General features: G+C 59.8%; 19 protein-coding genes. 8 read left to right on the top strand and 11 right to left on the bottom strand.

The features are described 5' to 3' along the window. Positions 1-321: 321 nt before the first annotated feature. From NZ453_RS03690 to NZ453_RS03680, 3 genes are all read right to left on the bottom strand, one after another. A complete protein-coding gene (locus tag NZ453_RS03690; RefSeq protein WP_263768997.1) occupies positions 322-990 on the bottom strand; it encodes a hypothetical protein in 669 nt (222 codons plus the stop codon). A 228-nt stretch (positions 991-1,218) separates the two neighbouring features. Further along, a complete protein-coding gene (locus NZ453_RS03685) occupies positions 1,219-2,385 on the bottom strand; it encodes a pyridoxal phosphate-dependent aminotransferase (protein WP_263768996.1) in 1,167 nt (388 codons plus the stop codon). 191 nt (positions 2,386-2,576) lie between these two features. Continuing rightward, positions 2,577-4,412, bottom strand: coding sequence for a phosphoenolpyruvate carboxykinase (GTP) (locus NZ453_RS03680; protein WP_263768994.1), 1,836 nt, complete (start codon positions 4,410-4,412; stop codon positions 2,577-2,579). A 534-nt stretch (positions 4,413-4,946) separates the two neighbouring features. Between NZ453_RS03680 and pbpG the strand changes: the two genes are divergently transcribed. Beyond that, positions 4,947-5,993 (top strand): D-alanyl-D-alanine endopeptidase, encoded by a 1,047-nt coding sequence (gene pbpG / locus NZ453_RS03675; protein WP_263768992.1) that lies wholly within the window; start codon positions 4,947-4,949, stop codon positions 5,991-5,993. Positions 5,994-6,067: 74 nt separating this feature from the next. Here pbpG and NZ453_RS03670 read toward each other — a convergent pair whose 3' ends face one another. Continuing rightward, positions 6,068-6,847: an IclR family transcriptional regulator gene (locus NZ453_RS03670; protein WP_263768991.1), complete on the bottom strand. Its 780-nt coding sequence runs from the start codon at positions 6,845-6,847 to the stop codon at positions 6,068-6,070. Positions 6,848-6,993: 146 nt separating this feature from the next. On the opposite strand from NZ453_RS03670, the gene NZ453_RS03665 reads away from it, so the two are divergent. From NZ453_RS03665 to NZ453_RS03635, 7 genes are all read left to right on the top strand, one after another. Next, positions 6,994-7,674 (top strand): aldehyde dehydrogenase family protein, encoded by a 681-nt coding sequence (locus NZ453_RS03665; protein WP_263768989.1) that lies wholly within the window; start codon positions 6,994-6,996, stop codon positions 7,672-7,674. Positions 7,675-7,680: 6 nt separating this feature from the next. Continuing rightward, complete coding sequence (locus NZ453_RS03660; protein ID WP_263768988.1) at positions 7,681-8,634, top strand: D-2-hydroxyacid dehydrogenase; 954 nt, start codon at positions 7,681-7,683, stop codon at positions 8,632-8,634. Positions 8,635-8,891: 257 nt separating this feature from the next. After that, positions 8,892-11,354 (top strand): sensor domain-containing protein, encoded by a 2,463-nt coding sequence (locus NZ453_RS03655; protein ID WP_263768987.1) that lies wholly within the window; start codon positions 8,892-8,894, stop codon positions 11,352-11,354. Between the two features lie 125 nt (positions 11,355-11,479). Beyond that, positions 11,480-12,439, top strand: a complete 960-nt coding sequence (locus tag NZ453_RS03650; RefSeq protein ID WP_263768986.1) for a cation diffusion facilitator family transporter — start codon at positions 11,480-11,482, stop codon at positions 12,437-12,439. After that, positions 12,436-12,888 carry a D-aminoacyl-tRNA deacylase gene (gene dtd / locus NZ453_RS03645; protein ID WP_263768985.1) on the top strand — a complete coding sequence of 151 codons (453 nt, stop codon included), beginning with the start codon at positions 12,436-12,438 and terminating at the stop codon, positions 12,886-12,888. The genes NZ453_RS03650 and dtd overlap by 4 nt, the downstream gene beginning before the upstream one ends. Before the next feature lie 424 nt (positions 12,889-13,312). Further along, positions 13,313-14,815, top strand: coding sequence for a butyryl-CoA:acetate CoA transferase (locus tag NZ453_RS03640; protein ID WP_263768984.1), 1,503 nt, complete (start codon positions 13,313-13,315; stop codon positions 14,813-14,815). A gap of 94 nt (positions 14,816-14,909) precedes the next feature. Continuing rightward, the gene (locus tag NZ453_RS03635; RefSeq protein WP_263768982.1) at positions 14,910-15,257 is read left to right on the top strand and encodes a PilZ domain-containing protein; all 348 of its coding nucleotides are present in this window, start codon (positions 14,910-14,912) and stop codon (positions 15,255-15,257) included. 67 nt (positions 15,258-15,324) lie between these two features. On the opposite strand, the gene NZ453_RS03630 is transcribed toward NZ453_RS03635, so the two are convergent. The 7 genes from NZ453_RS03630 to NZ453_RS03600 all read right to left on the bottom strand — a co-directional run bounded on the left by NZ453_RS03630 (position 15,325) and on the right by NZ453_RS03600 (position 20,828). After that, a complete protein-coding gene (locus NZ453_RS03630; RefSeq protein WP_263768981.1) occupies positions 15,325-15,654 on the bottom strand; it encodes a PilZ domain-containing protein in 330 nt (109 codons plus the stop codon). Positions 15,655-15,852: 198 nt separating this feature from the next. Continuing rightward, positions 15,853-16,089, bottom strand: coding sequence for a DUF3820 family protein (locus tag NZ453_RS03625; RefSeq protein WP_263768980.1), 237 nt, complete (start codon positions 16,087-16,089; stop codon positions 15,853-15,855). A 13-nt stretch (positions 16,090-16,102) separates the two neighbouring features. Then, entirely contained in the window at positions 16,103-16,597 is a 495-nt protein-coding gene (locus tag NZ453_RS03620) for an ankyrin repeat domain-containing protein (protein ID WP_263768979.1), read from the bottom strand. Positions 16,598-16,684: 87 nt separating this feature from the next. Beyond that, complete coding sequence (locus NZ453_RS03615) at positions 16,685-18,301, bottom strand: NAD(P)/FAD-dependent oxidoreductase (RefSeq protein WP_263768978.1); 1,617 nt, start codon at positions 18,299-18,301, stop codon at positions 16,685-16,687. Further along, positions 18,298-18,948: a class II aldolase/adducin family protein gene (locus NZ453_RS03610; protein WP_263768977.1), complete on the bottom strand. Its 651-nt coding sequence runs from the start codon at positions 18,946-18,948 to the stop codon at positions 18,298-18,300. Before NZ453_RS03610 ends, NZ453_RS03615 begins: the two co-directional genes overlap by 4 nt. Positions 18,949-18,956: 8 nt before the next feature. Further along, entirely contained in the window at positions 18,957-20,033 is a 1,077-nt protein-coding gene (gene mtnA, locus NZ453_RS03605) for an S-methyl-5-thioribose-1-phosphate isomerase (protein ID WP_263768976.1), read from the bottom strand. Between the two features lie 60 nt (positions 20,034-20,093). Continuing rightward, positions 20,094-20,828, bottom strand: coding sequence for a flagellar brake protein (locus NZ453_RS03600; RefSeq protein ID WP_263768975.1), 735 nt, complete (start codon positions 20,826-20,828; stop codon positions 20,094-20,096). Between the last annotated feature and the right edge of the window lie 5 nt (positions 20,829-20,833).

Raw genomic sequence — 20,833 nt, 5'->3', positions numbered from 1 at the left:
TCCCGGATGCTAACTGTGATGGACGTACGCGGATTGCACGATCACACGTTGACTGCTCAGTGTCTGACATGGCCGATGTCAAACGGCCCCGGTTTCGCGTCGAATCCCTCCGCCTTTTCTCTCCATTGGTCCCTTTTTTCGCCTTGCGCGATGAGGTTTCGTGCCTCTCGGCAAGGCGGAGGTCATATGCTTCATGCATTGAGAAACACCGTTCAATCGTGTCTCGGAGCCATCTCCTTGGCGATCCCGAGCGTATTTCGGCGGGCAGTCGGATGGGTCGGCAGCCCGCTTAAGTATTCAATCGGCGCCTCTTCGGAGCGCTTATTGAATGATCCGCTTCCACGGATCGTTTTTCTCGCAGTGCTCCAGTTGGACGTATTCCTCGAAATCAATGAAGGAGGTTGACATGGCAACAAGTGCGAAAAAACCAGCGGCGGCTGCAAAGCCCGCCGCAAAAAAAGCGGCACCTAAAGCCGCAGCCGCCAAGCCCGCAGTGAAGAGCGCCGCCCCCAAGGCGACTGCTAAGCCCGCGGCCAAGGCAGCCGCGAAGAAACCTGCAGTAAAGACGGCTGCGAAGGCTCCGGCCAAGCCGGCAGCGAAGAAGCCAGCCGCCAAATCGGTTGCTAAGCCTGCGGCGAAAAAACCCGCCGCCAAGGCTGTAGCGAAGAAGCCGGCAGCGAAACCCGCCGCCAAGGCCGTGGCGAAGAAGCCAGCAGCGAAGCCCGCCGCCAAGGCCGTAGCAAAGAAGCCGGCAGCGAAACCCGCCGCCAAGGCCGTAGCGAAGAAGCCGGCAGCGAAGCCCGCCGCCAAGGCCGTAGCAAAGAAGCCTGCCGCCAAGGCCATAGCGAAGAAGCCCGCAGCGAAGCCCGCCGCCAAGGCCGTAGCGAAGAAACCCGCAGCGAAGCCCGCCGCCAAGGCCGTAGCGAAGAAGCCGGCGGCTAAGCCTGCAGCGAAGGCGGCGGCAAAGCCAGCAGCAAAGCCGGTCGCCAAAAAACCGGTGGAGAAAAAGGCGGCCCCAGCTCCTCAACCGTCCGCCACGGCGGCCGCTGCCCCGTCTACCGCTGCCACGCCCGGCATCAAATCAGCCCTCAACCCCACGGGCGCCTGGCCATTCCCGACCGGGTCACGTCCAAAGTAAGCGAGCATCAGGTCCCGCACCGATTCGAGGCGTAACGGGTGTTACGCCTCGATTTTCTTTTCCTTCTTCCAAGGAATGCTTTACCCCTTACCGAGGGCTACACGCATCCGTGAGACAGCCTCGGAGAGTGTTCCGATGCTGCTCGTATAGGCGAGGCGGACATGCGACTGGGGTGCTTGAGCCCCGAAGTCGAGCCCCGGGGTGAGCGCAACTCCTACTGTTTCGAGCAAGCGGTGAGCAAGTTCCTGGCTATCACGGGCGATGGCGCTGCAGTCGGCGTAGATGTAGAACGCTCCCTCCGGCTTGGCACGAACGATAAAGCCAAGTTTTTCGAGTTCCGGTAACAGGTAATCACGCCGCCGACAAAATTCATGGCGCCGTTGCTCCAGTATCTCGATCGTCTCCGGCCGGAACGCTGCCAGTGCGGCGTGTTGTGCAGGCGTAGATGGTGAGATGAACAGATTCTGGGCGAGCTTTTCCACGTCGCGCGTAAAGCGTTCAGGCACGACGAGCCAGCCGAGGCGCCAGCCGGTCATGTTGAAGTATTTGGAAAAGCTCTGTACGACAAAAATATCATCACCGAATTGAAGCGCGGTCATCGCGTCTCGTTTATAAGTCAGCCCGTGGTAGATCTCGTCGACGATTAGTTGTCCACCCCGCTGGCGAATATATCCAACAATGTCGCGCAACGTTGGGTCATCGAGCAGCGTTCCCGTAGGATTGGCTGGGGATGCGAAAAGGGCGCCAGCGGTCCTGTTGGTCCAATATCGCTTGATGTCGGAAAGCGTCGGTTGATAGTTGTTGTTCGTCTCGACTGGGATGCATACCGGAACACCTTCGAAACTCCTGACGAAGTTGCTGTTGCACGGATAGCCCGGATCGGTGAGCAACCATTCACTCGCCGGTTCCGCGAGGCAGGCAAGCGCAAGCAGCAGGGCCCCTGAGGCGCCCGCCGTAATCGCGATGCGCGAAGCCGGGACAGAAACACCATAGCGGGTTTGATAGAAGGCGGAAATCGATTCCCGTAGTTCCGGAAGCCCTAACGCTGGCGTATAGAAAACACGACCTGATGCAATATGGGCTTGAGCGGCGGCGACGATCGGCGGAGGGGTCGGAAAGTCGGGCTCCCCGACCTCCATGTGGATGATGTCTCGGCCTTGAGATTCGAGGGCCTTGGCCCGCGCGAGCAATTCCATCACATGGAAAGGGGCGATGTTGGCCAAACGGCTTGCGGGGTGGCTATGCATGATGTGAATAGTAACGGTAACGCGGCAGGAATACAGATGGGATTTCTAGTTGAATCGCTTCTGCTCGGGGATTACAGATCGTTTGATTCTCACTGTTGGCGTATTCAACACGGCATTCCAGCCGAGAAAGGAAGAAAGCCGCCCGAGGGCGGCTTTCTTGGCTTGCATGGGCAGAGCCCATTATCTACCGCTTAGGCTTGGAAGCTCTGTTCCAGCAAGTCGCGGATGAGCGCGAGTTTCTTGGGCATCTTGTCGCCCATCTTCTCGAACCATTCCTTGACGCCGGCCAGTTCGGCCTTCCAGACTTCCTTGTCGAGCCTGGTGACCGCTTCGAACTGTTCCTTCGAGAATTCGAGGCCAGCCCAGTTGATGTCCTCGTAGTTGGGCATCCAGCCGAGAGCGGTTTCCTTCGCGCCGACACGGCCAGCGCAGCGATCGATGATCCACTCCAGAACGCGTGCGTTGTCACCGAAGCCAGGCCAAGCAAACTCGCCCTTCTCGTTCATGCGGAACCAGTTCACCATGAAGATCAGCGGGGCCTTGTCGACAGACTTGGACATCTGCAGCCAGTGCTTGTAGTAATCGGCCATGTGGTAACCGCAGAACGGCAACATGGCAAACGGATCGCGACGGACAACGCCCTGGGCGCCAAACGCGGCGGCGGTGGTTTCCGAGCCCAGCGTAGCGGCCGAGTAAACCCCGAAGTCCCAGTTGAAGGACTGGCAGACCAGCGGCACGGTCGAAGCGCGACGGCCACCGAACAGGAACGCCGAGATCGGCACGCCTTCCGGATCTTGCCACTTGGCATCGATGCACGGGCACTGAGACGCCGGTGCCGTGAAGCGGGAGTTCGGGTGAGCGGCCTTGACGCCCTTTTCCTTACCGATTTCAGGCGTCCAGTCGTTGCCTTGCCAATCGATCGCGTGAGCAGGGGCGGGGCCCATGCCTTCCCACCACACATCGCCGTCGTCGGTCAGCGCGACGTTCGTGAAGATGGTGTTCTCGGCGAGCGAGGCCATGGCGTTGAAGTTGGTCTTCTCGTTCGTGCCGGGAGCGACGCCGAAGAAACCGGCTTCCGGATTGATCGCGTAGAAGCGGGTGACGCCGTCCTTGTCGACGCGGGGTTTGATCCACGCGATGTCGTCACCGATCGTCGTGATCTTCCAGCCGTTCATGGCCTTCGGCGGGATCAGCATCGCAAAGTTCGTCTTGCCGCAGGCGGAGGGGAAGGCGGCGCAGACATAGTGTTTTTCACCAGCAGGCGACTCGACGCCCAGGATCAGCATGTGCTCGGCCATCCAGCCGCCGTCGCGCGCCATGTTGGAAGCGATGCGCAGCGCGAGGCACTTCTTGCCCAGCAGCGCGTTGCCGCCGTAGCCCGAACCGTACGACCAGATTTCGCGCGTTTCCGGGTAGTGAACGATGTACTTGGTCGTCGGGTTGCACGGCCACCGCGGATCTTTCTGACCCGGCTCCTTCGGTGCACCGATCGAGTGGACGCAGGGGACGAAATCGCCATTCGTGCCCAGCACCGGGAAAACGGCCTTGCCCATGCGGGTCATGATTCGCATATTGACAACGACATAAGCGGAGTCGCTGATCTCAACGCCGATTTGGGCGATAGGCGAGCCGATCGGACCCATTGAGAACGGGATGACGTACATCGTGCGGCCCTTCATGCAACCCTTGAAGAGACCTGCGAGGGTGGCGCGCATCTTGGCCGGATCTTCCCAGTTGTTGGTGGGGCCGGCGTCTTCCTTCTTCTCGGAGCAGATGTAGGTACGATCTTCGACGCGGGCGACGTCCGATGGATCGGAGAAAGCCAGGAAGGAATTCTTGCGCTTCTTCAGCTTGGTGAAAGTGCCGGCGTCAACGAGTTCTTGGCAAAGCCGGTCGTATTCTTCTTGGGACCCGTCGCACCAGACGACACGTTCCGGCGTCGTCAAAGCCGCGATTTCGGCGACCCACTTCTTGAGCCCTTCGTGCTTGACGTACTCAGGTGCATTAGAGGACACAGTTTGACTCATGGTAATACACTCTCTTCATAGGACGGTTAAAAAACAGGGGTTGCCGGTGGTAACCCGGCATGCAGAAATTCTTATGAATGGTGCGCTCAATGCGGTTGCCTTTCGCACCTCAAATGGCTGCGCCTCGATCGAAAAACAACAACGATCGCAGGGGGCTGGTTACTCGACCAGCTCTCATTCGGCAATGAAGTCATGCTTGTTTTTATCTATGCGGGACTAAGTGCGCACAAAAGTCTAACATAGTTCCCCAACGACGGGCAGGCGTTGGAAGCAGAAGAGAGTTCGCGGTTTGCACGCCGAGCGGAGTTCAAAAAAACGCGTTGCTGGCGTGCCAATGGAGCCTCGAAGGCGGTCGAGGCCCTATGTGCAAGCAGCGCTGTCGTGTTGTTTGACATTTGGGTTTGTTTGATGTTTTTTCTCAAATGCTTATCGTATATGCTTATTTTTATTGATTTTATTTAATTCGGTGATAGACTGCGTGGGAATTTCTTTTGGCATGGCTGTTGAAACTGTCTTTTGCATGAGGCTCCACCGATGATTACCCGGCTCAATGCGTCGATGTTTATTGCATTTTTCGTCGCCTGTTCGGCGCTTGCACCTGTGTCGGCAGCCGAAAAGGAGCGGGTGAAATCCAAGCCGGCAACGCAAAAAATCACGACGGCCAGTGTGAAGAAAAGCGAGCGAAAACCGGTGGTTCGGAGCCGAAAAGAGGTCTTGTCGGTGACCAAAACGTCGGTGCGCCGTGCGCCGGCCAGTGCCGAGTCAACACTGGAAGAGGCGCGCGCGTTGGCCCTGCAATCCGGGGCGGCGCTTGTGATCGAGCAAGGAGGGGTCGAGGCGCTGTTCCAGAAAAACGCGAATGTCGTAGCGCCGATTGCGTCCATTTCGAAGTTGATGACGGCCATGGTCGTCCTGGATGGGGCCCCCGACTTGAAGGCTCCGATTACCATTACTGAAGAGGATATCGACTACCTGCGAGGTAGCCGGTCGCGGCTTCATGTCGGCGCGGTGATGAGCCGCGAGACGGCTCTCCTCCTCGCGCTGATGTCGTCTGAGAACCGGGCGGCTAATGCGCTGGCGCGTCATTACCCAGGCGGCATGTCGGCATTCATCGCTGCAATGAATGCGAAGGCTCTGTCGCTAGGAATGCACGATACTCATTTTGAGGACCCGACCGGGCTAACGAGTAATAACGTTTCGACGGCGACGGATCTTGCAAAAATGGTCGCGGCCGCACATCGCTATCCCCTGATCCGCGAGTTTTCGACCACGGCGGAGGCGACGGTCGATGTCGGTGGGCGTGACCTCGTATACCGCAACACCAATCCGTTGGTAAAAAGTACGTCCTGGGACGTCGGTCTCTCCAAGACCGGCTACATTCACGAGGCCGGCAAATGTCTGGTGATGCAGGCTCGCGTTGCAGACCGGCCGGTTGTCATCGTCTTGCTCGATTCTGCTGGCAAGCTCACTCGCGTGGGGGACGCCAACCGCATCAAGCGCTGGATGGAAAACAACCCGATCACGCGCAAGCTATCGACCCACGCCATCCTATCCCCCGCTGCGTTGCGTAACCCAGGGTAAGTCCAGCGCTTGAGGGCCTCGAGTGCTGTGGCCAGGGCTTTGCGGGAGGCGACTCGACTGGAACGCGAATTGAGTTACCGGGGAGTCGCGGGACGGTAACCAAGGGCCCGTGAGATATCCCCGGTTGTTGCCTTCAGGCTCGGGACCCACTCGGCGTTATGCCGTTCGGTCGGCGCAGAGATCGATAGCGCTGCCACGATCGTTCCTTGTTCGTCACGGATCGGTGAGGCGACGCAACGCAGACCAATCTCGGCTTCCTCATTGTCGTAGGCCAAGTCGTCCTTGCGAACTTTCTCGAGTTCCTTTTCCAGGTCTTCGATGCGCGTCAGGGAGTGTGGAGTCTTTCCGGGCAATCCGGTCCGCTCCGCGTAGCCTCGAATCTCTGCTGCGTTCTGCGATGCGAGGAAAAGTTTGCCCAGGGACGTCAGGTGCAGCGGAGCACGACCGCCCACGAGGTAGACCACGCGCACGAGCGAGCGCCCGCTCGACGTTCTCTCCAGGTATACGATTTCGTCACCGTCGCGAATTCCGAGGTTGATGGCTTCTCCAAGCGCTTCGTGGAGTTGCTGCATGTGCGGAAGGGCGATGGCTCGAATGTCGATTCGCGATTTGACGATGCTGCCTAGTTCCAGCAGACGAATACCCAAGACATACGTACTGCCTTCGTGGCGCTCCACAAGACGCGAATGGGTCATCATCGCCAGGATGCGATGAGCCGTCGAGGGGTGAAGTCCCGTCGCTTGCGAGAGCATTTTCAGCGACGCTGGTTCCGCTGTATCCGCCAGTACGTCGAGTAGCGACATCATGCGCTCGATGACCTGGATTGAACCCTTTTCAGCTTGCTGCTCGGCCATTACCGTGTACCGTAACCTTCCTTTTTATTATCGGGCACCCTACCATAGCGCACGCGCCCGTTGCATATGCCGGGGTATCTTACCATCATGCGGGTCGCCTCGTTAGACAAGCTGCGACCGTTCCCAGTCCATTTTCCCTTCCGCCCATGATCCGTTCACCAGACGTTCCACCCGCCGTTCCCTCTTGGATCGACGGCCGCGCTTACCTGGCCGTCCCTTCTCGTTTTACCGAAGTACGAGAGCGGGGGGGGGGTCAGGTGCTGCGCCGTTCCCCATTGGGGGGAGCACATGAGGCGGCTCGTGCGGTCGAGTCGGCGCAAAAAGCGCTTACGGATTGGGCGGTTGTGGCGATGACGGACCGCATCGCCATGCTCAAGCAGTTAGCCGACTCTTTGGACACGTATGCCGAGCATCTTGCGGGTTTACTCGTCGAAGAAAGCGGCTGGACCGAGGAAGGCGCACGGGCCGACGTGAGCGAGGCGGCTACATGCCTACGGGAAGCGCGGCCCTCGGGGCAAATCGGGGTGGTCGCTATCGGAATCGATTCCTCACCGCTGTTGCACGACTGGTTACCGCAGGTCGTTGGACCTTTGCTAGCTGGTGCGTCGGTTATCGTAAAGCCTGATCCGCGTGCGCCCTCCGTCACTGTTGCGTTCGCCGAACTCACCGCCCGTGCTGGCTTGCCCGCGGGCGTATTTAATGTGTTGCAGGGAGATGCTCAGACTCTCGCCGCACTTCGTGCCCATCCCGGGATCACCGTTGTCACGGCTGCCCAACCCCCTTCAGCGACTAGCGTCGGGGATACGGGAAAAGTCGAGCGGGAGTAGCGCAAGATGCACCGCATTGTTTATCTCGAACGTGATTCCGTCCTCGCTCACGTGCGGCGGCCTTCTTTTGCTCACGAATGGGCTGAATACGGGCGGACATTGGCCCACGAGATTGTGCCTCGATTGGCGAACGCGACGATTGCGATCGTGAACAAAAGCATTCTTGATGCGAAAGCTCTGATGGCGCTTCCCGCTTTGAAAATGATCGCCGTCGCTGCTACGGGTACCAATAACGTTGATTTGGATAGCTGCCGAAAGAAGGGGATCACGGTCAGCAACGTCCGCGGCTATGCGGTTCACACCGTCCCCGAGCACGTCTTTGCGATGCTTCTTGCCTTGTCGCGCAACATTTTCGCTTATCGGGAAGCGGTTGCCGCGGGGCGTTGGCAACGCTCTGACCAATTTTGTTTTTTCGATTATCCGATTCGCGACCTGCACGGAGCAACGCTTGGCATCGTCGGGGGCGGTGCGCTTGGCGAAGGTGTTGTTCGCCTTGCCAATGCCTTTGGTATGCGCGTATTGCTGGCAGAACGCCGAGGTGTGGACGTGATTCGACCCGGCCGCACGGCGTTTCTGAATGTGCTGCGCGAGGCGGATGCCTTAACGCTGCATTGCCCGCTCACTCCGGAAACGCAGGGCCTGATAGGAAGCAGCGAACTGAAAGCCATGAAATGTTCAGCTCTCCTGATCAACACCGCGCGCGGGGGCGTGGTGAACGAGAAGGCTTTGGCACAGGCGTTGCGCGAAGGGTGGATCGCCGGTGCGGGTTTCGACGTGTTGAGTTCCGAACCGCCGCGAACAGGTAATGTGCTGCTTGAACCAGACCTTCTCTCATTGCCCAATTTCCTCGTAACACCGCACGTCGCGTGGGCCAGCGCCGAAGCGATGCAGGTTCTGGCAGACCAGGTCACGCGTAATCTTGAAGCGTTCGCTGAGGGATGCCCGGTGAACGTCGTCTAGCCTCCAGTTACCCGCCTTGAAATAAACCATCGTATCGGGGTGCCTAGTCGTTGGTAGTGCGCGGCGCACTCCAAATCCGTGCGAACTTACGCATTTACCCGTGGGCCCTTCACGTATGATCAACGCGCGACGTGGGTAGCCGCCGTCTCCAGTCCTCATTGGTCCTTGACGCAAGCCGGACCTTTCTTGGGCGGGGAACGAGACTGGCAAGCGAGCCGTTCGTTTTCCCTTTGCGCGTTTAACTTCTTGGGGGGTGGATGTTGAGTGTAGAAACTGCGGCGCGCGGAGAAGGCGCCGTAGGCGCAGCTTACCGCGACCTTTTCGGCCGCCTGCTCAGCGGTGTTGCCTACTGCCGCGTCATCTATGAAGATGGCCTGCCCGTCGACTTCGTCTATCTCGATGCCAACCCGGCCTTTCTGGAACAAATGGGGCTGGCGGATGTGGTAGGGCGGCGCGCTTCAGAAGCCGCGCTCGACTTTTCCTCTTCGGACCATTCCCTGCTTGGTACCTTTGGACGAGTTGCTCGAGATGGTGACCCAGAGCGCTTCGAACACTTTGCCTCCCGCCTCAATAGCTGGTTCTCGGTATCCGTATATAGCCCCGCCCGGGAACACGTTGTTGCCCTCTTCGAAGTGATTACCGAGCGCAAGCAAGCGGAGGCCGCCTCCCGAGCTAGCGAGCAACGGTTGCTGCGTGTTATTGCCGGATCGAATCAAGGATTCTGGGACTGGAACCTGGCAACGAACGTTTTTACCGTCTGCGGGCGTTTCGAGTCGATGCTCGGATATCGGCCCGGTGAAATGGATCTGGCGCCGGAAAACTGGGACCACTATGTCCATCCCGACGATCTCGTTCGGGCGCGTAAGTCGATAGCCAATCACCTGTCGGGTAAGTCGTCGGTGCACGAGGTGGAAATCCGCTGCCGCGCCAAGTCGGGTGAATGGCTTTGGATATTGTCGCACGGGGTTATTGTCGAGCGCGATGCCGACGGCAGACCGACGATGATGTCAGGCGTGCATACGGACATCACCGAGAAGAAGACGACGGAGCTCGCCTTGCGACAAGCCGCAACGGTGTTCGAAAACACGCAAGAGGGCGTCCTCATTAGCGATGCTGGTGGACGGATCCTCATTGTCAATCGTGCCTTCGCGCGTCTGACCGGCTTCGAGAGTCACGAGGCTTTGGGCAGAACTCCTGCATTCCTGGATTCGGGCCGCCACGATGTTGATTTCCGCCGTGAAGTGGGTCGACAGATTCAAGCCAACGGTTGTTGGCAGGGCGAGTTGTGGTGCAGGCGGAAGAATGGGGAAATTTTTCCGCAGTTCACGACGATCAACGCTGTTATGGACGATGGCGGTTGCGTCTGTAACTACGTCGCGGTATTCACTGATACCTCCGCCATCAAGGCCTCGGAAGCTAATCTCGAATACATCGCGCACCACGATTCGCTGACGCGTCTGCCTAACCGGCTATTGCTGTTCTCGCGCATCGAATACCTAATGCGTTCGCCGCGGGAGAGCGGCCAATTCGCGGCCCTGCTGATGGTCGATCTCGATCGGTTCAAGGATGTCAATGATAGCTATGGCCATCTCACGGGTGACCATCTTCTGCAACTCGTTGCGGAACGCCTGAAAGCGAGGTTACGGTCTTCCGATACCCTGGCTCGTCTGGGAGGCGACGAGTTCGCCATCCTGCTCGAAGACATTGAGCGCCCGGACGAGGCCGGGCGGGTCGCGGGGGAGGTGTTGCAGGCGCTCGGTGAGCCTTGGATGCTTCCCAACGATGCGGAGCTACGCGTCGCCGCGAGCATCGGAATCGCCTTGTATCCCGGGTTGGCGGAGAGCGCGGAGGAACTGCTCCAGCAAGCGGATGCTGCCATGTATCGAGCCAAACTCGAAGGACGCGGGAGGTTCCAGTATTTCTCCGACGATCTGACACGCGATGCGCGCGCGCGCCTCGAACTGGAAAATCGCCTAAGGCGCGCGATCGAGCGTGAGGAGTTGGAGATTCATTTCCAGCCCCAAGCGGACGTTCGGAGCGGCCTGACGATAGGGGCCGAGGCTCTTGTCCGGTGGCGTACCCCGCAGGGGGCCCCGATCCCTCCGCTACAGTTCATTCCCACAGCAGAAGAGACGGGGCTGATTCTTGCGCTCGGGCGCTGGGTTCTGCGGGAAACCTGTCGCGCTGGCCGAGCTTGGCTTGATCGAGACCGTCCTCGGCTCACGCTCGCGGTAAATGTCTCCGCGGTGCAGTTGCGTCGGGTGGATTTTGCCGCGGAAGTGCTGCGCATTGTCGCGGAAACCGGTTTCCCTGCGGAGTTACTGGAACTCGAACTGACCGAATCGTCGCTTATGGCGAGCCACGAAGTCGTCACTCCTCAATTGCAGATGTTGCGGGAGAATGGCGTTCGGGTTGCCATCGATGACTTCGGGACGGGGTACTCGTCGCTTGTCTATCTCAAGCGGTTTCCTCTCGACGCTCTGAAGATCGATCGCACATTTATCGAGCACGTCGGGTTGCGCAAGGATGACCAAGAGATCGTCGCGGCGATCGTGCAACTGGGACATACCTTAGGCTTTCGCGTCGTTGCTGAAGGGGTGGAAACGCAGGAGCAACTGCGCTACCTGAAAGAGAAAGGTTGCGACGTTTTTCAGGGCTTTCTTTGCAGCCCAGCCTTGCCGGCGAAGGCGTTCGAAGAACTGCTCTGGGGGCGGTGCTAAATCGCCGACTCTGAACGGAGTCGGAAACTGATCGGCGCGCGGCGGGTCGATAGAATAGCGAAAGCATTTTGTTCGGTCGGCCGAGCCAAATGACATCGCAGTGCTTGCTGTTCCCAGGGGGACACATGAGCGCACATGATCACTCGCACTCGCATCATCACCAGGCCGGGGGCCACGGACATCACCACGCCCCCGGTCGGCGTCTTGCCGCCGCGCTGATCCTGACACTCGGCTTCGCCGGTATTGAGGCGGTAACCGGGTTTCTGTCGGGGTCGCTGGCCTTGCTCGGCGATGCCGGACATATGCTGTCCGACAGTGCCTCGCTAGCGCTGGCAGCGGCCGCCGCCTGGCTTTCGCAGCGTCCCCCTTCGCGCCGCCACACTTATGGTTTAGGGCGGGTGGAAACGCTGGCCGCGCTGGGCAACGTCGTCCTCATGATCTTGGTCGTGGTCGGCATATCGGTAGCCGCGATTCGGCGCATCCTCGAACCCGTCGCGGTCGACGGGGCGACGGTGACCTTGGTCGCGATCATCGGCCTTCTGATCAACGTCGGCGTCGCGTGGCTGCTCATGCATGGTGAGCAAACGATGAATACTCGAGCCGCTTTGCTTCATGTCTTTGGCGATCTACTCGGGTCAGTGGCCGCTCTCATTGCCGGAGCCGTGATCTACTTCACGGGTTGGACGCCGATCGACCCTCTCTTGTCGTTGCTGATTTGCGCGCTCATTCTTGCGTCCAGCCTGCGTTTGCTGCGCGAAGTGCTGCAGGCGCTGCTTGAAGGCGTTCCGGCGCATCTGTCTACTGAACGCATTGGTCGGACCCTGGCGGCCGTTCCCGGCGTGAAATCGGTGCACGACCTCCACATCTGGACCTTGTCGTCGAACCGGGTGGCGCTATCGGCACATATCGTCATCGAGTCGTTCGCACAGTGGCCGACGGCGCTCGCAGAAGCACGGCATGTTCTAGCGCACGAAGACATCGCTCATGTAACCTTGCAACCCGAACTTGCCGCGCAAGCGGTGCAATGGGTATCGCGGGGTGACCGCGAAGTCGAATCGGAAAACAAGAAACAGGGGCCGGGATGAGAGTCGTCGCGCAGCGGGTTGCGTCAGCGTACGTCGAGGTGGGGGGAGAAACGGTTGGTGCGATTGGCCGGGGGCTGTTGCTTCTCGTCGGAGTCGAGGATGACGACGGCGACGACGATATCCGCTGGTTGGCCGCCAAGCTCTCGCGCTTGCGCATCTTTCCCGACGACGTAGGGGTTATGAACCGGAACATCGGCGAAGTCGGAGGGGAAGCCCTCGCTGTAAGCCAATTCACGCTCTATGCGTCGGTGAAAAAGGGAAACCGTCCATCGTGGAGCCGTGCGGCGCGTCCAGAAGTGTCACGGCCGTTGTTCGACCGCTTCGTCCGCCAACTTGAGAGCGAGCTCGGCCGGACGGTTCCGACCGGGGTTTTCGGCGCAGAAATGGCTGTCCATCTGACTAACGATGGACCGGTAACGATCGTCGTCGATTCGCGCAATCCCGAGTGATGCCAAGCGGTCCGGTGGGCGCGCGTTGCTTCGTGCGCGGTCGCTTGCGGTTTGCCTGCCCCTGAGTCGGCGCTATAATGAACGGTCTCTCGTTGCTGTGTTTCGGGGCCACTTTAGGCTATCTGCCGCGAGAGAAAATATTTGCTCTGCCGGGGTTGCGCCCCGCGCCCGAGAATGCGCCCGCGAAAGAAAGCGCTGTGCCGGGGCCGGGACTCTGGTTGGGTTTCCAAAAAGCAGCGGGAGCTTATTCGCGTTGGTCTCGACCTATTCAGTACCGGCACGGCAAATGACCGTTGGCGAGGGGATAGGATTCCACCCGCTTACGCTGCCCCTCTCCTCCCGCATACCGAATATTCGACGCCGACCATTGCGCATGGTCGGCGTTCGCCGTTTTTCCAATCGCTTGTAACCAGGAGTTAATCAAATGCCATTACCTTTTCCGATTCTCACCGCCGAAGAAGCGGCCGAGCTGATTCAGAACGGCCACAACATCGGCTTTAGCGGCTTTACGGCCGCCGGTGCCGCTAAAGCGGTCCCCGCCGCGCTGGCGAAGAAGGCACGTCGCGAACACGAAGCCGGGCGGCCGTTCAAGGTTGGCGTGCTGACCGGCGCTTCGACAGGCAAGTCGCTCGATGGCGCGCTGGCCGAGGCCGAGGCGATCAGCTTCCGTACGCCTTATCAGGGCAATCCCACATTGCGTAAGCAGATCAATGCGGGCAACGTGAAGTTCTTCGACATGCATCTGTCAATGGTTCCGCAGAGCGCCCGCTATGGCGCGCTCGGCAAGATCAACTGGGCGGTCGTCGAAGCTTGCGATTTGACCGCCGGCGGTGGTGTCGTCCTGACGACGTCGGTTGGCGCGTCGAACACTTATATGCGCCTCGCGGACAAGGTCATCATCGAGCTGAACGCCAACCACCCGGCAACCTTGCTCGGCATGCACGACATCTTCGAGCCGCAGGATCCGCCGATGCGCAACGAGCTCCCGATCTTCAGCGTTTCGGATCGGGCCGGTTCGCCGATCTGCGTTATCGATCCGAAGAAGATCGCCGGGGTGGTATTGACGAACCTCGAAGACGAGAGCCGCGGATTTGACGAAGCGACGCCGGTAACCGACAAGATCGGCCAGAACGTTGCCGATTTCCTCGCCGCCGAAATGCGTAGCGGTCGTATCCCGCCGCGATTCCTTCCCTTGCAATCGGGCGTTGGCAACATCGCGAATGCGGTTCTGGCGGCGCTCGGAACGAGCAAGGATATCCCGGCCTTCGAAATGTACACCGAAGTACTGCAGGACTCGGTGGTGCCGTTGATCGAGAACGGCCGTTGCAAGTTCGCATCAACCTGTGCGTTGACCCTGAGCCCGGAAATGATGCGCAAGGTGACGAGCAACATCGATTTCTTCCGCAAGCACATCATTCTGCGCCCGCAGGAAATCTCCAATAACCCCGAAATCGTCCGTCGCCTTGGTATCGTGTCGATGAACACGGCGATCGAGGTCGATATTTCTGGCAACGTGAATTCGACGCACGTGATGGGCAAGACGATGATGAACGGGATCGGCGGTTCGGGCGACTTCACCCGCAACGCCTATCTCTCGATCTTCTCGTGCCCGTCCACGGCGAAGGGCGGCATGATTTCGGCGATCGTCCCGGTGGCTTCGCACATGGACCATAGCGAGCATTCGGTTAACATCATCGTCACCGAGCAGGGCGTGGCAGATCTGCGGGGCAAGGACCCGTACGAGCGCGCGCAGGCGATCATCAACAACTGCGCACACCCGGACTACCGCGAGCAGCTACAGGCTTATCTGAAACTCGTCGAGCCGGGCAGCCATGAGCCAATGTCGTTATCCGCGGGGTACGCGATGCATCGTCAGTTCCTGCGCCATGGCGACATGCGCAACATCAACTGGGACGAATATCGCTAATCCCGTGTTTCAATCCGCTGTTCCGGGCGCCGGTGCTAACTGGCCGTCCCGGATGGCGGTGAAGTGATGGAGAACGGCCGAGGAACGGCCCATTATGGAAATCCCGCGCAAGACTCGCTATCCGGTCCATGGCCGAATTCAGGTGGCATTGGCGGATCGTCGGGTGCTCCTGGGAAGAACGCACGATATTGGAGAGGACGGCATCTGCGTTCTTCTCGACGAGCAACTGCCTGCTGGCGGCACTTTTCCTCTCTGCTTCGAATTGTTCGTCAACGGGCGCAATAACGTCGTAACGGCTACAGGGAAATTGATTTACTGCGTGTTCGCGAGTCACGGAGGCGTACGCCTCGGGTTTCAGTTTCTCAACGACGATGCGAATCGCACGCGAATGATCCGCGCGTTGAGCGCTACCAAACCAGGCGCGCAGAGCGGAGCTAGGTAGTTAGCTTCGCCAATGCGTCTCGGTTCGGCAGAGCCCTTCGCCGAGCCGCGCTGTCATGAACGGCGTATCAATCGCCGAGATAGTCCTCAACAGCCGTCATCGGGCCGTCTTCCCAACCGACCAATTCGGCGCCCAGCCGGTAGGCGTCCGTCAAGCTGTGCTTTACGCAGTACACGACCTGAATTGGCCCCTCCACGACTTCTTTCCCAATCGGGAAGCGGATCAACCATGAACTTCCGCGCAGCAGCGGAAACGGACTGAGAAACGAGATGCCTCCCAAGGAGATGTCCAGCATCGCGATTGTCGAGGCACCTCCGGCAATTGCGTCCACCAATTCCCCTGTAGCGGCGATCGATTTGCGCGGGAACCTGCGCTTCTCGTTCTTTGGTTTTTCCATCGACGGCGCCTTTCTTTGTTATCTCGGCTGGATAGTTGTTTCAGGCTTATTGTGTGCGATACCGCCAATGCCGTCCATAGTATACGAGTTGATTTGGCACCTTACTTCGTCGAGAGCTAAAGCCGCCGATACCGCGAGCCGGTCGTCATGGTGTGTCGGAACGACCCTTGGATTGAGGATGCCGCGGCAAGACAAGCGCTAGGTGCGCTTCGAACCGGATATTTGTCGTAAAGGCGCAAGGAGAGACGACAATCCGTTGTGGTCCAGCTCATGCATCAGTGCCAGCAGCCGGCCCAAATCCCCCGGCGGAAATCCTTCGCGTGCGAACCAGTTCAGATAGTTTCCAGGCAGGTCAGCGAGCAGGCGTCCCTTGTACTTGCCGAACGGCATGGTCCGGGTGACGAGTGCTTCGAGGGCGGCGTTTTCGACGTTCATCAACCCAAGCGATTCAGGTGTCCGACGCGGCGCGGCGCATCTCCGCATCCAGCAAGTCGGTGTCGGTCCCGTAGCAACTTTTGACTTGAATTTCCTCGATATCGAGCTGGCTTTCCGTCGGGCTGTCGCTACCCGTGCTCGTATTGAAACTGCGGGCTTTCCATTTTGCCAGCATCATTTCGTTCTCCGTGAGCCCCACATCCATCCCTTCCGGGACGACGGCCCCATGCTCAATGAGAACCTTGACGACCTCTCTGCGAGCGCCACGGACAGCCATCGCTAATGGCGACATCGGCAATTGATTGTCTTTGGCGTTGACCGTCGCGCCGCGCAGGATCAACTCCCGTGCGATCTCTGCGTAACCGAGAAAACAAGCCATTGCCAAAGGAAGCCCAGGTTCTCCCGCCGCGTCGTTGAGCAGCGTATCCTTGCCGGCGTTGAGCACAGCGATCACGTTGGAAAGCTGGCCGGTCCGGACGGCTTGGACCAAGTCCGAGGATGGTGTCACGAAAATCTCCGGGATAAAGCGTCGCTGCTTTGTCTCAAGTCATCTTCTTCAAAGTTGCACCCCGGACTCTACGCCGAAGAGGGGCGTTCACCGAGGACAAACTTCACGCCGCATGGCTAATGCTATCGCCTCTGCAACCTTGATTCCATCAATTGCTGCCGAAAGGATGCCTCCCGCGTAGCCAGCGCCTTCACCGGCCGGGTAAAGTCCACGCACATTCGTGCTCTGTAAATCCTCGTTGCGACTGAGACGGAGCGGGGAAGAAGTCCGGGTTTCGACCCCGGTAAGGACAGCGTCCGCGAGGGCGAAGCCTCTTATCTGCCGGTCGAACGCCGGGATGGCTTCGCGGATGGCGGCGATCGCGAAATCGGGGAGGGCTGACGAAAGATCTGTCAGACGAACGCCCGGTTGGTACGAAGGCACCACCGTCCCGAGTTGCGTCGATGGCCGCCCGGCCAGGAAGTCGCCGACCAGCTGCCCGGGCGCTTCGTAGTTGCCACCGCCGAGTTCGAAGGCATGGGCCTCGAGCTTCCGCTGGAAGGCAATGCCCGCCAGCGGGTCGTTTTCGCCGCCGAAATCCTCCGGCGTCACGTTGACCACGATGCCGGCGTTGGCGTTGCGCTCCGCACGCGAGTACTGGCTCATGCCGTTGGTGACGACGCAGTTCGGCTCGGAAGTCGCGGCCACGACCTGACCCCCCGGACACATGCAGAAGCTGTAAACCGCGCGTCCGTTGTTGGCGTGATAAACGAGTTTGTAGTCCGCGGCACCAAGCAGAGGATTGCCGGCATTTGCGCCCAATCGTGCACGATCGATCAATGACTGAGGGTGCTCGATGCGGAAACCAATGGCGAACGGTTTCGCCTCCATGAATACGCCGGCCTCGCGGAGCATAATGAAGGTATCGCGGGCGCTATGCCCGAGAGCGAGTACAACGTGTTCGGCAGCAACAACTTCGCCGCCAGCCAACCGAACGCCACGGATACTCCCTTGGTGGATATCGACCCCTGCAACCCGGCTGTGGAAACGGATTTCCCCGCCGAGCGATTCGATCTCGGCGCGCATCCGTTCGACCATGCTGACCAGGCGAAACGTACCGATGTGCGGATGCGCCAGATAAAGGATTTCCTCGGGGGCGCCGGCCTTGACGAATTCGGTGAGCACTTTTCGCCCGAGATGCCGCGGATCCTTGATCTGGCTGTACAGCTTTCCGTCGGAAAAGGTACCCGCTCCGCCTTCGCCGAACTGGACATTGGATTCGGGGTCGAGTTGGTTGTTGCGCCAGAGGCGCCAGGTGTCCTTGGTACGCTCGCGTACCGGCTTGCCGCGTTCGAGAACGATCGGTCGAAAACCCATTTGGGCGAGGACAAGTGCGGCAAAGATTCCGGCCGGTCCGAAACCGACGATCACCGGGCGCGACGCCAGGTGTTCCGGCGCGCAGGTGACGAATTGATACCGGGTGTCTGGCGCCAAGCCGATCTTTTCGTCCTGAAGCCCCGCGAGCACCGCGGACTCGTCATCGACCTCGACGTCGACGGTATAGATGAAGGCCGGTGCGTTTTTCTTGCGCGCGTCATGACTGCGCTTGAATATCGCGACGTTACGGAGTGCGCTCGGCGAAACCCGCAACTGTTCTGCCACTGCCGCCGGAAGTGCTTCAGGTGCGTGCGCGAGCGGAAGGCGCAACTCGCGGATACGGATCACCGGTCGGCTTTCTGCTGTCCGTAGGTCTTGAACTTGGCGAGTACTGTGGCCATCTCCTGCGCGTCGAGCAGGGCCGGTTTACCGAGCAGGGACGCGCGCCAGAATTGTTCGCACAATCCTTCGAGTTCGATGCCGAGAGCCAAGGATTCCGCGATGCTCCGCCCGAAAACGAGCATGCCGTGATTTGCAAGCAGGCAAGCGTTGCGACCAGCGAGCGCCGCCAACGCCGCGTCCGACAGCGACTGGGTGCCGAACGTCGCATAGTCAGCGCAACGCACGCTATCGCCTCCAAAACGGGCGATCATGTAATGAAACGCAGGGATGTTCTGTCGCAGGCAGGCGACGCTGGTGGCAAATGGCGAGTGGGCGTGCAGGATGGCACCGGCTTCCGCGCGCGCCAGGTAGATGTCAAGGTGGAATCGCCATTCCGACGACGGTTGGCGCTTGCCGATGCAACTGCCGTCTGTGCACACGAACACGATGTCGTCGACCGTCAACGTATCGTATGGCATCCCGGTCGGTGTGATGAAGAAGCCTTCGCGCTCTTGGTGAAGCGCGCGCACACTCAGGTTGCCCGCCGTCCCGCGATTGAGGCCGACGCTCTCCATTCGCCGTGCCGTTTCGATCAATTCCTGACGTACATCCATCGCTAGCCTCACATGTTTTCGCGGTAAAGAGTATTCAGCGCTTCGTGAGTGGCCGGGCAGGGACCTCGCTCGGTGATCAACGCCGTGACCAGTTCGGCCGGCGTTACGTCGAAGGCCGGGTTGGCCACGGGCTCGGCGGCTGCCAACTGGCGCACGTTGCTTGGGCTGCCGTCGTTATCAACGCCGTGAATCACACGCAACTCATCGCCATCGCGTTCCTCGATTGGAATGCCTGCTCCGCTCGCGCACGCAAAATCGATCGTCGAACGCGGAGCCGCTACGTAGAACGGAACCCCTGACGCCTTCGCGGCAAGCGCTTTCAGGTACGTGCCGACTTTATTGGCCACATCACCGTTCGCGGCCACCCGGTCCGCGCCGACGATTACCGCGTCCACTTCCTCGCGCGCAATCAACCAGCCCGCCGCGTTATCGGCGATGACCGTGTGAGGAACCCCGTGCTGCGCGAGTTCCCAAGCCGTGAGAAGCCCTTGATTGCGTGGCCGGGTTTCGGATACCCAGACATGAATGTCGATTCCGCCATCGAATGCGGCATAGATCGGGGCCAACGCCGTTCCGTAATCGACGGTGGCGAGCCAGCCCGCATTGCAGTGGGTCATGACATCGAGCCGGCCACTTTTCTCCGCCAGCTCTTGAAGCAGAGCCAAGCCGTGCTCCCCGATCTTCCGACACTGTTCGAAGTCCTCTTCGGCAATCGCCGCCGCTTCGCGCCATGCCGCGTCAGTACGCATGCCGGCGGGAAGGGCGGAGAGCAGCCGCTGCATGCGGTCAAGCGCCCAGCGTAAATTGACCGCTGTGGGTCGAGTGACGGCGAGGGTGGCGATCGCGTCCGCCAACGCTTCGGAATTGTCGCTGTCGGCGAGCGCAAGGGCCACGCCGTAAGCGGCCGTTACTCCGATCAGCGGAGCACCGCGTACCTGCATCGACCGGATGGCGTGCGCGGCGTCGGCAAGCGTTTTCAGTTCCAGCGTGCGGAAGGCGTGCGGCAGGGCGGTTTGATCAATAATGCGGACCGCGCAGTTTTCGACGGGCCAGATGGTGCGCGTAGGGACGGTATTTACTTTCATGGCGGACATTCTATCAGCCGTGCCGGGTCGCTTCCGCGCCTCACAATGGCTTCCGCGCGTTCACCCTGCCGAGAGCGCTCTCCGTTCGGCCTCGATACGGGCCATGAAGCGCTGGATGAGGACCTCATTGGCCGGCGTGAGGGCAAGGAATTTGCAGCCGATGTGCCATAGCGGCTTGCCTGTACGGCCGGTAAGCGAGGCGACGTAACGCACCTCCAAGCGTGCTTGCAGCATCCCCGCTTCGTGCAAGTCGATCCAGCAGTTTTCGAGGACCTCGAGTTGTTCATAGTTGAGCGGCTTCGTCGACCGAACGCCGATGCCGCCGATTGAAATGTCATGCAGAGGCACTACCTCCTCTTGGGGAGATCCGCGGCGGATTCGGCAGAGATAGGGGTTTGCCGTCGGCAATTCGACACGAAAGAGCTCCCGTCGCTGCAGGCGAAGCAAGCTGCGCGGCAAGGGGACAGCGAATACACGTTCCCCGCGCAATGACGTTTCCTCGCCTTTCTTGACCGAGAACTGGATGCGTATGCCTTCGACGTAGGTGGTGAACGTGCTGTGTTCCGCGTTGAGGAAGGCACGGTTGGTTTCGGGACTGCCGCCGATGTCGAAGTAGATCCGTTCGTTCGCCTCCGATACTTCGATAAGTACGGTCAGAAAGCTCTGCCGACCTTCCTGAAAGAGCACCGAAAACCGATGGCCCTGCTTGATCAGCCCACGCAAAAGGAACACGATCTCGCGTCGGTCGGTGATCGTGCAGCGCTCTATTTCCTCTTCGGAATAGTGGTTTTCCATGGCGG

Source organism: Propionivibrio soli, from assembly GCF_025770765.1.
In the GTDB taxonomy this organism is placed as follows: domain Bacteria; phylum Pseudomonadota; class Gammaproteobacteria; order Burkholderiales; family Rhodocyclaceae; genus Propionivibrio; species Propionivibrio soli.
The sequence above is the reverse complement of the archived record's forward strand: the minus strand, read 5'-3'. Positions and strand labels throughout refer to the sequence as shown.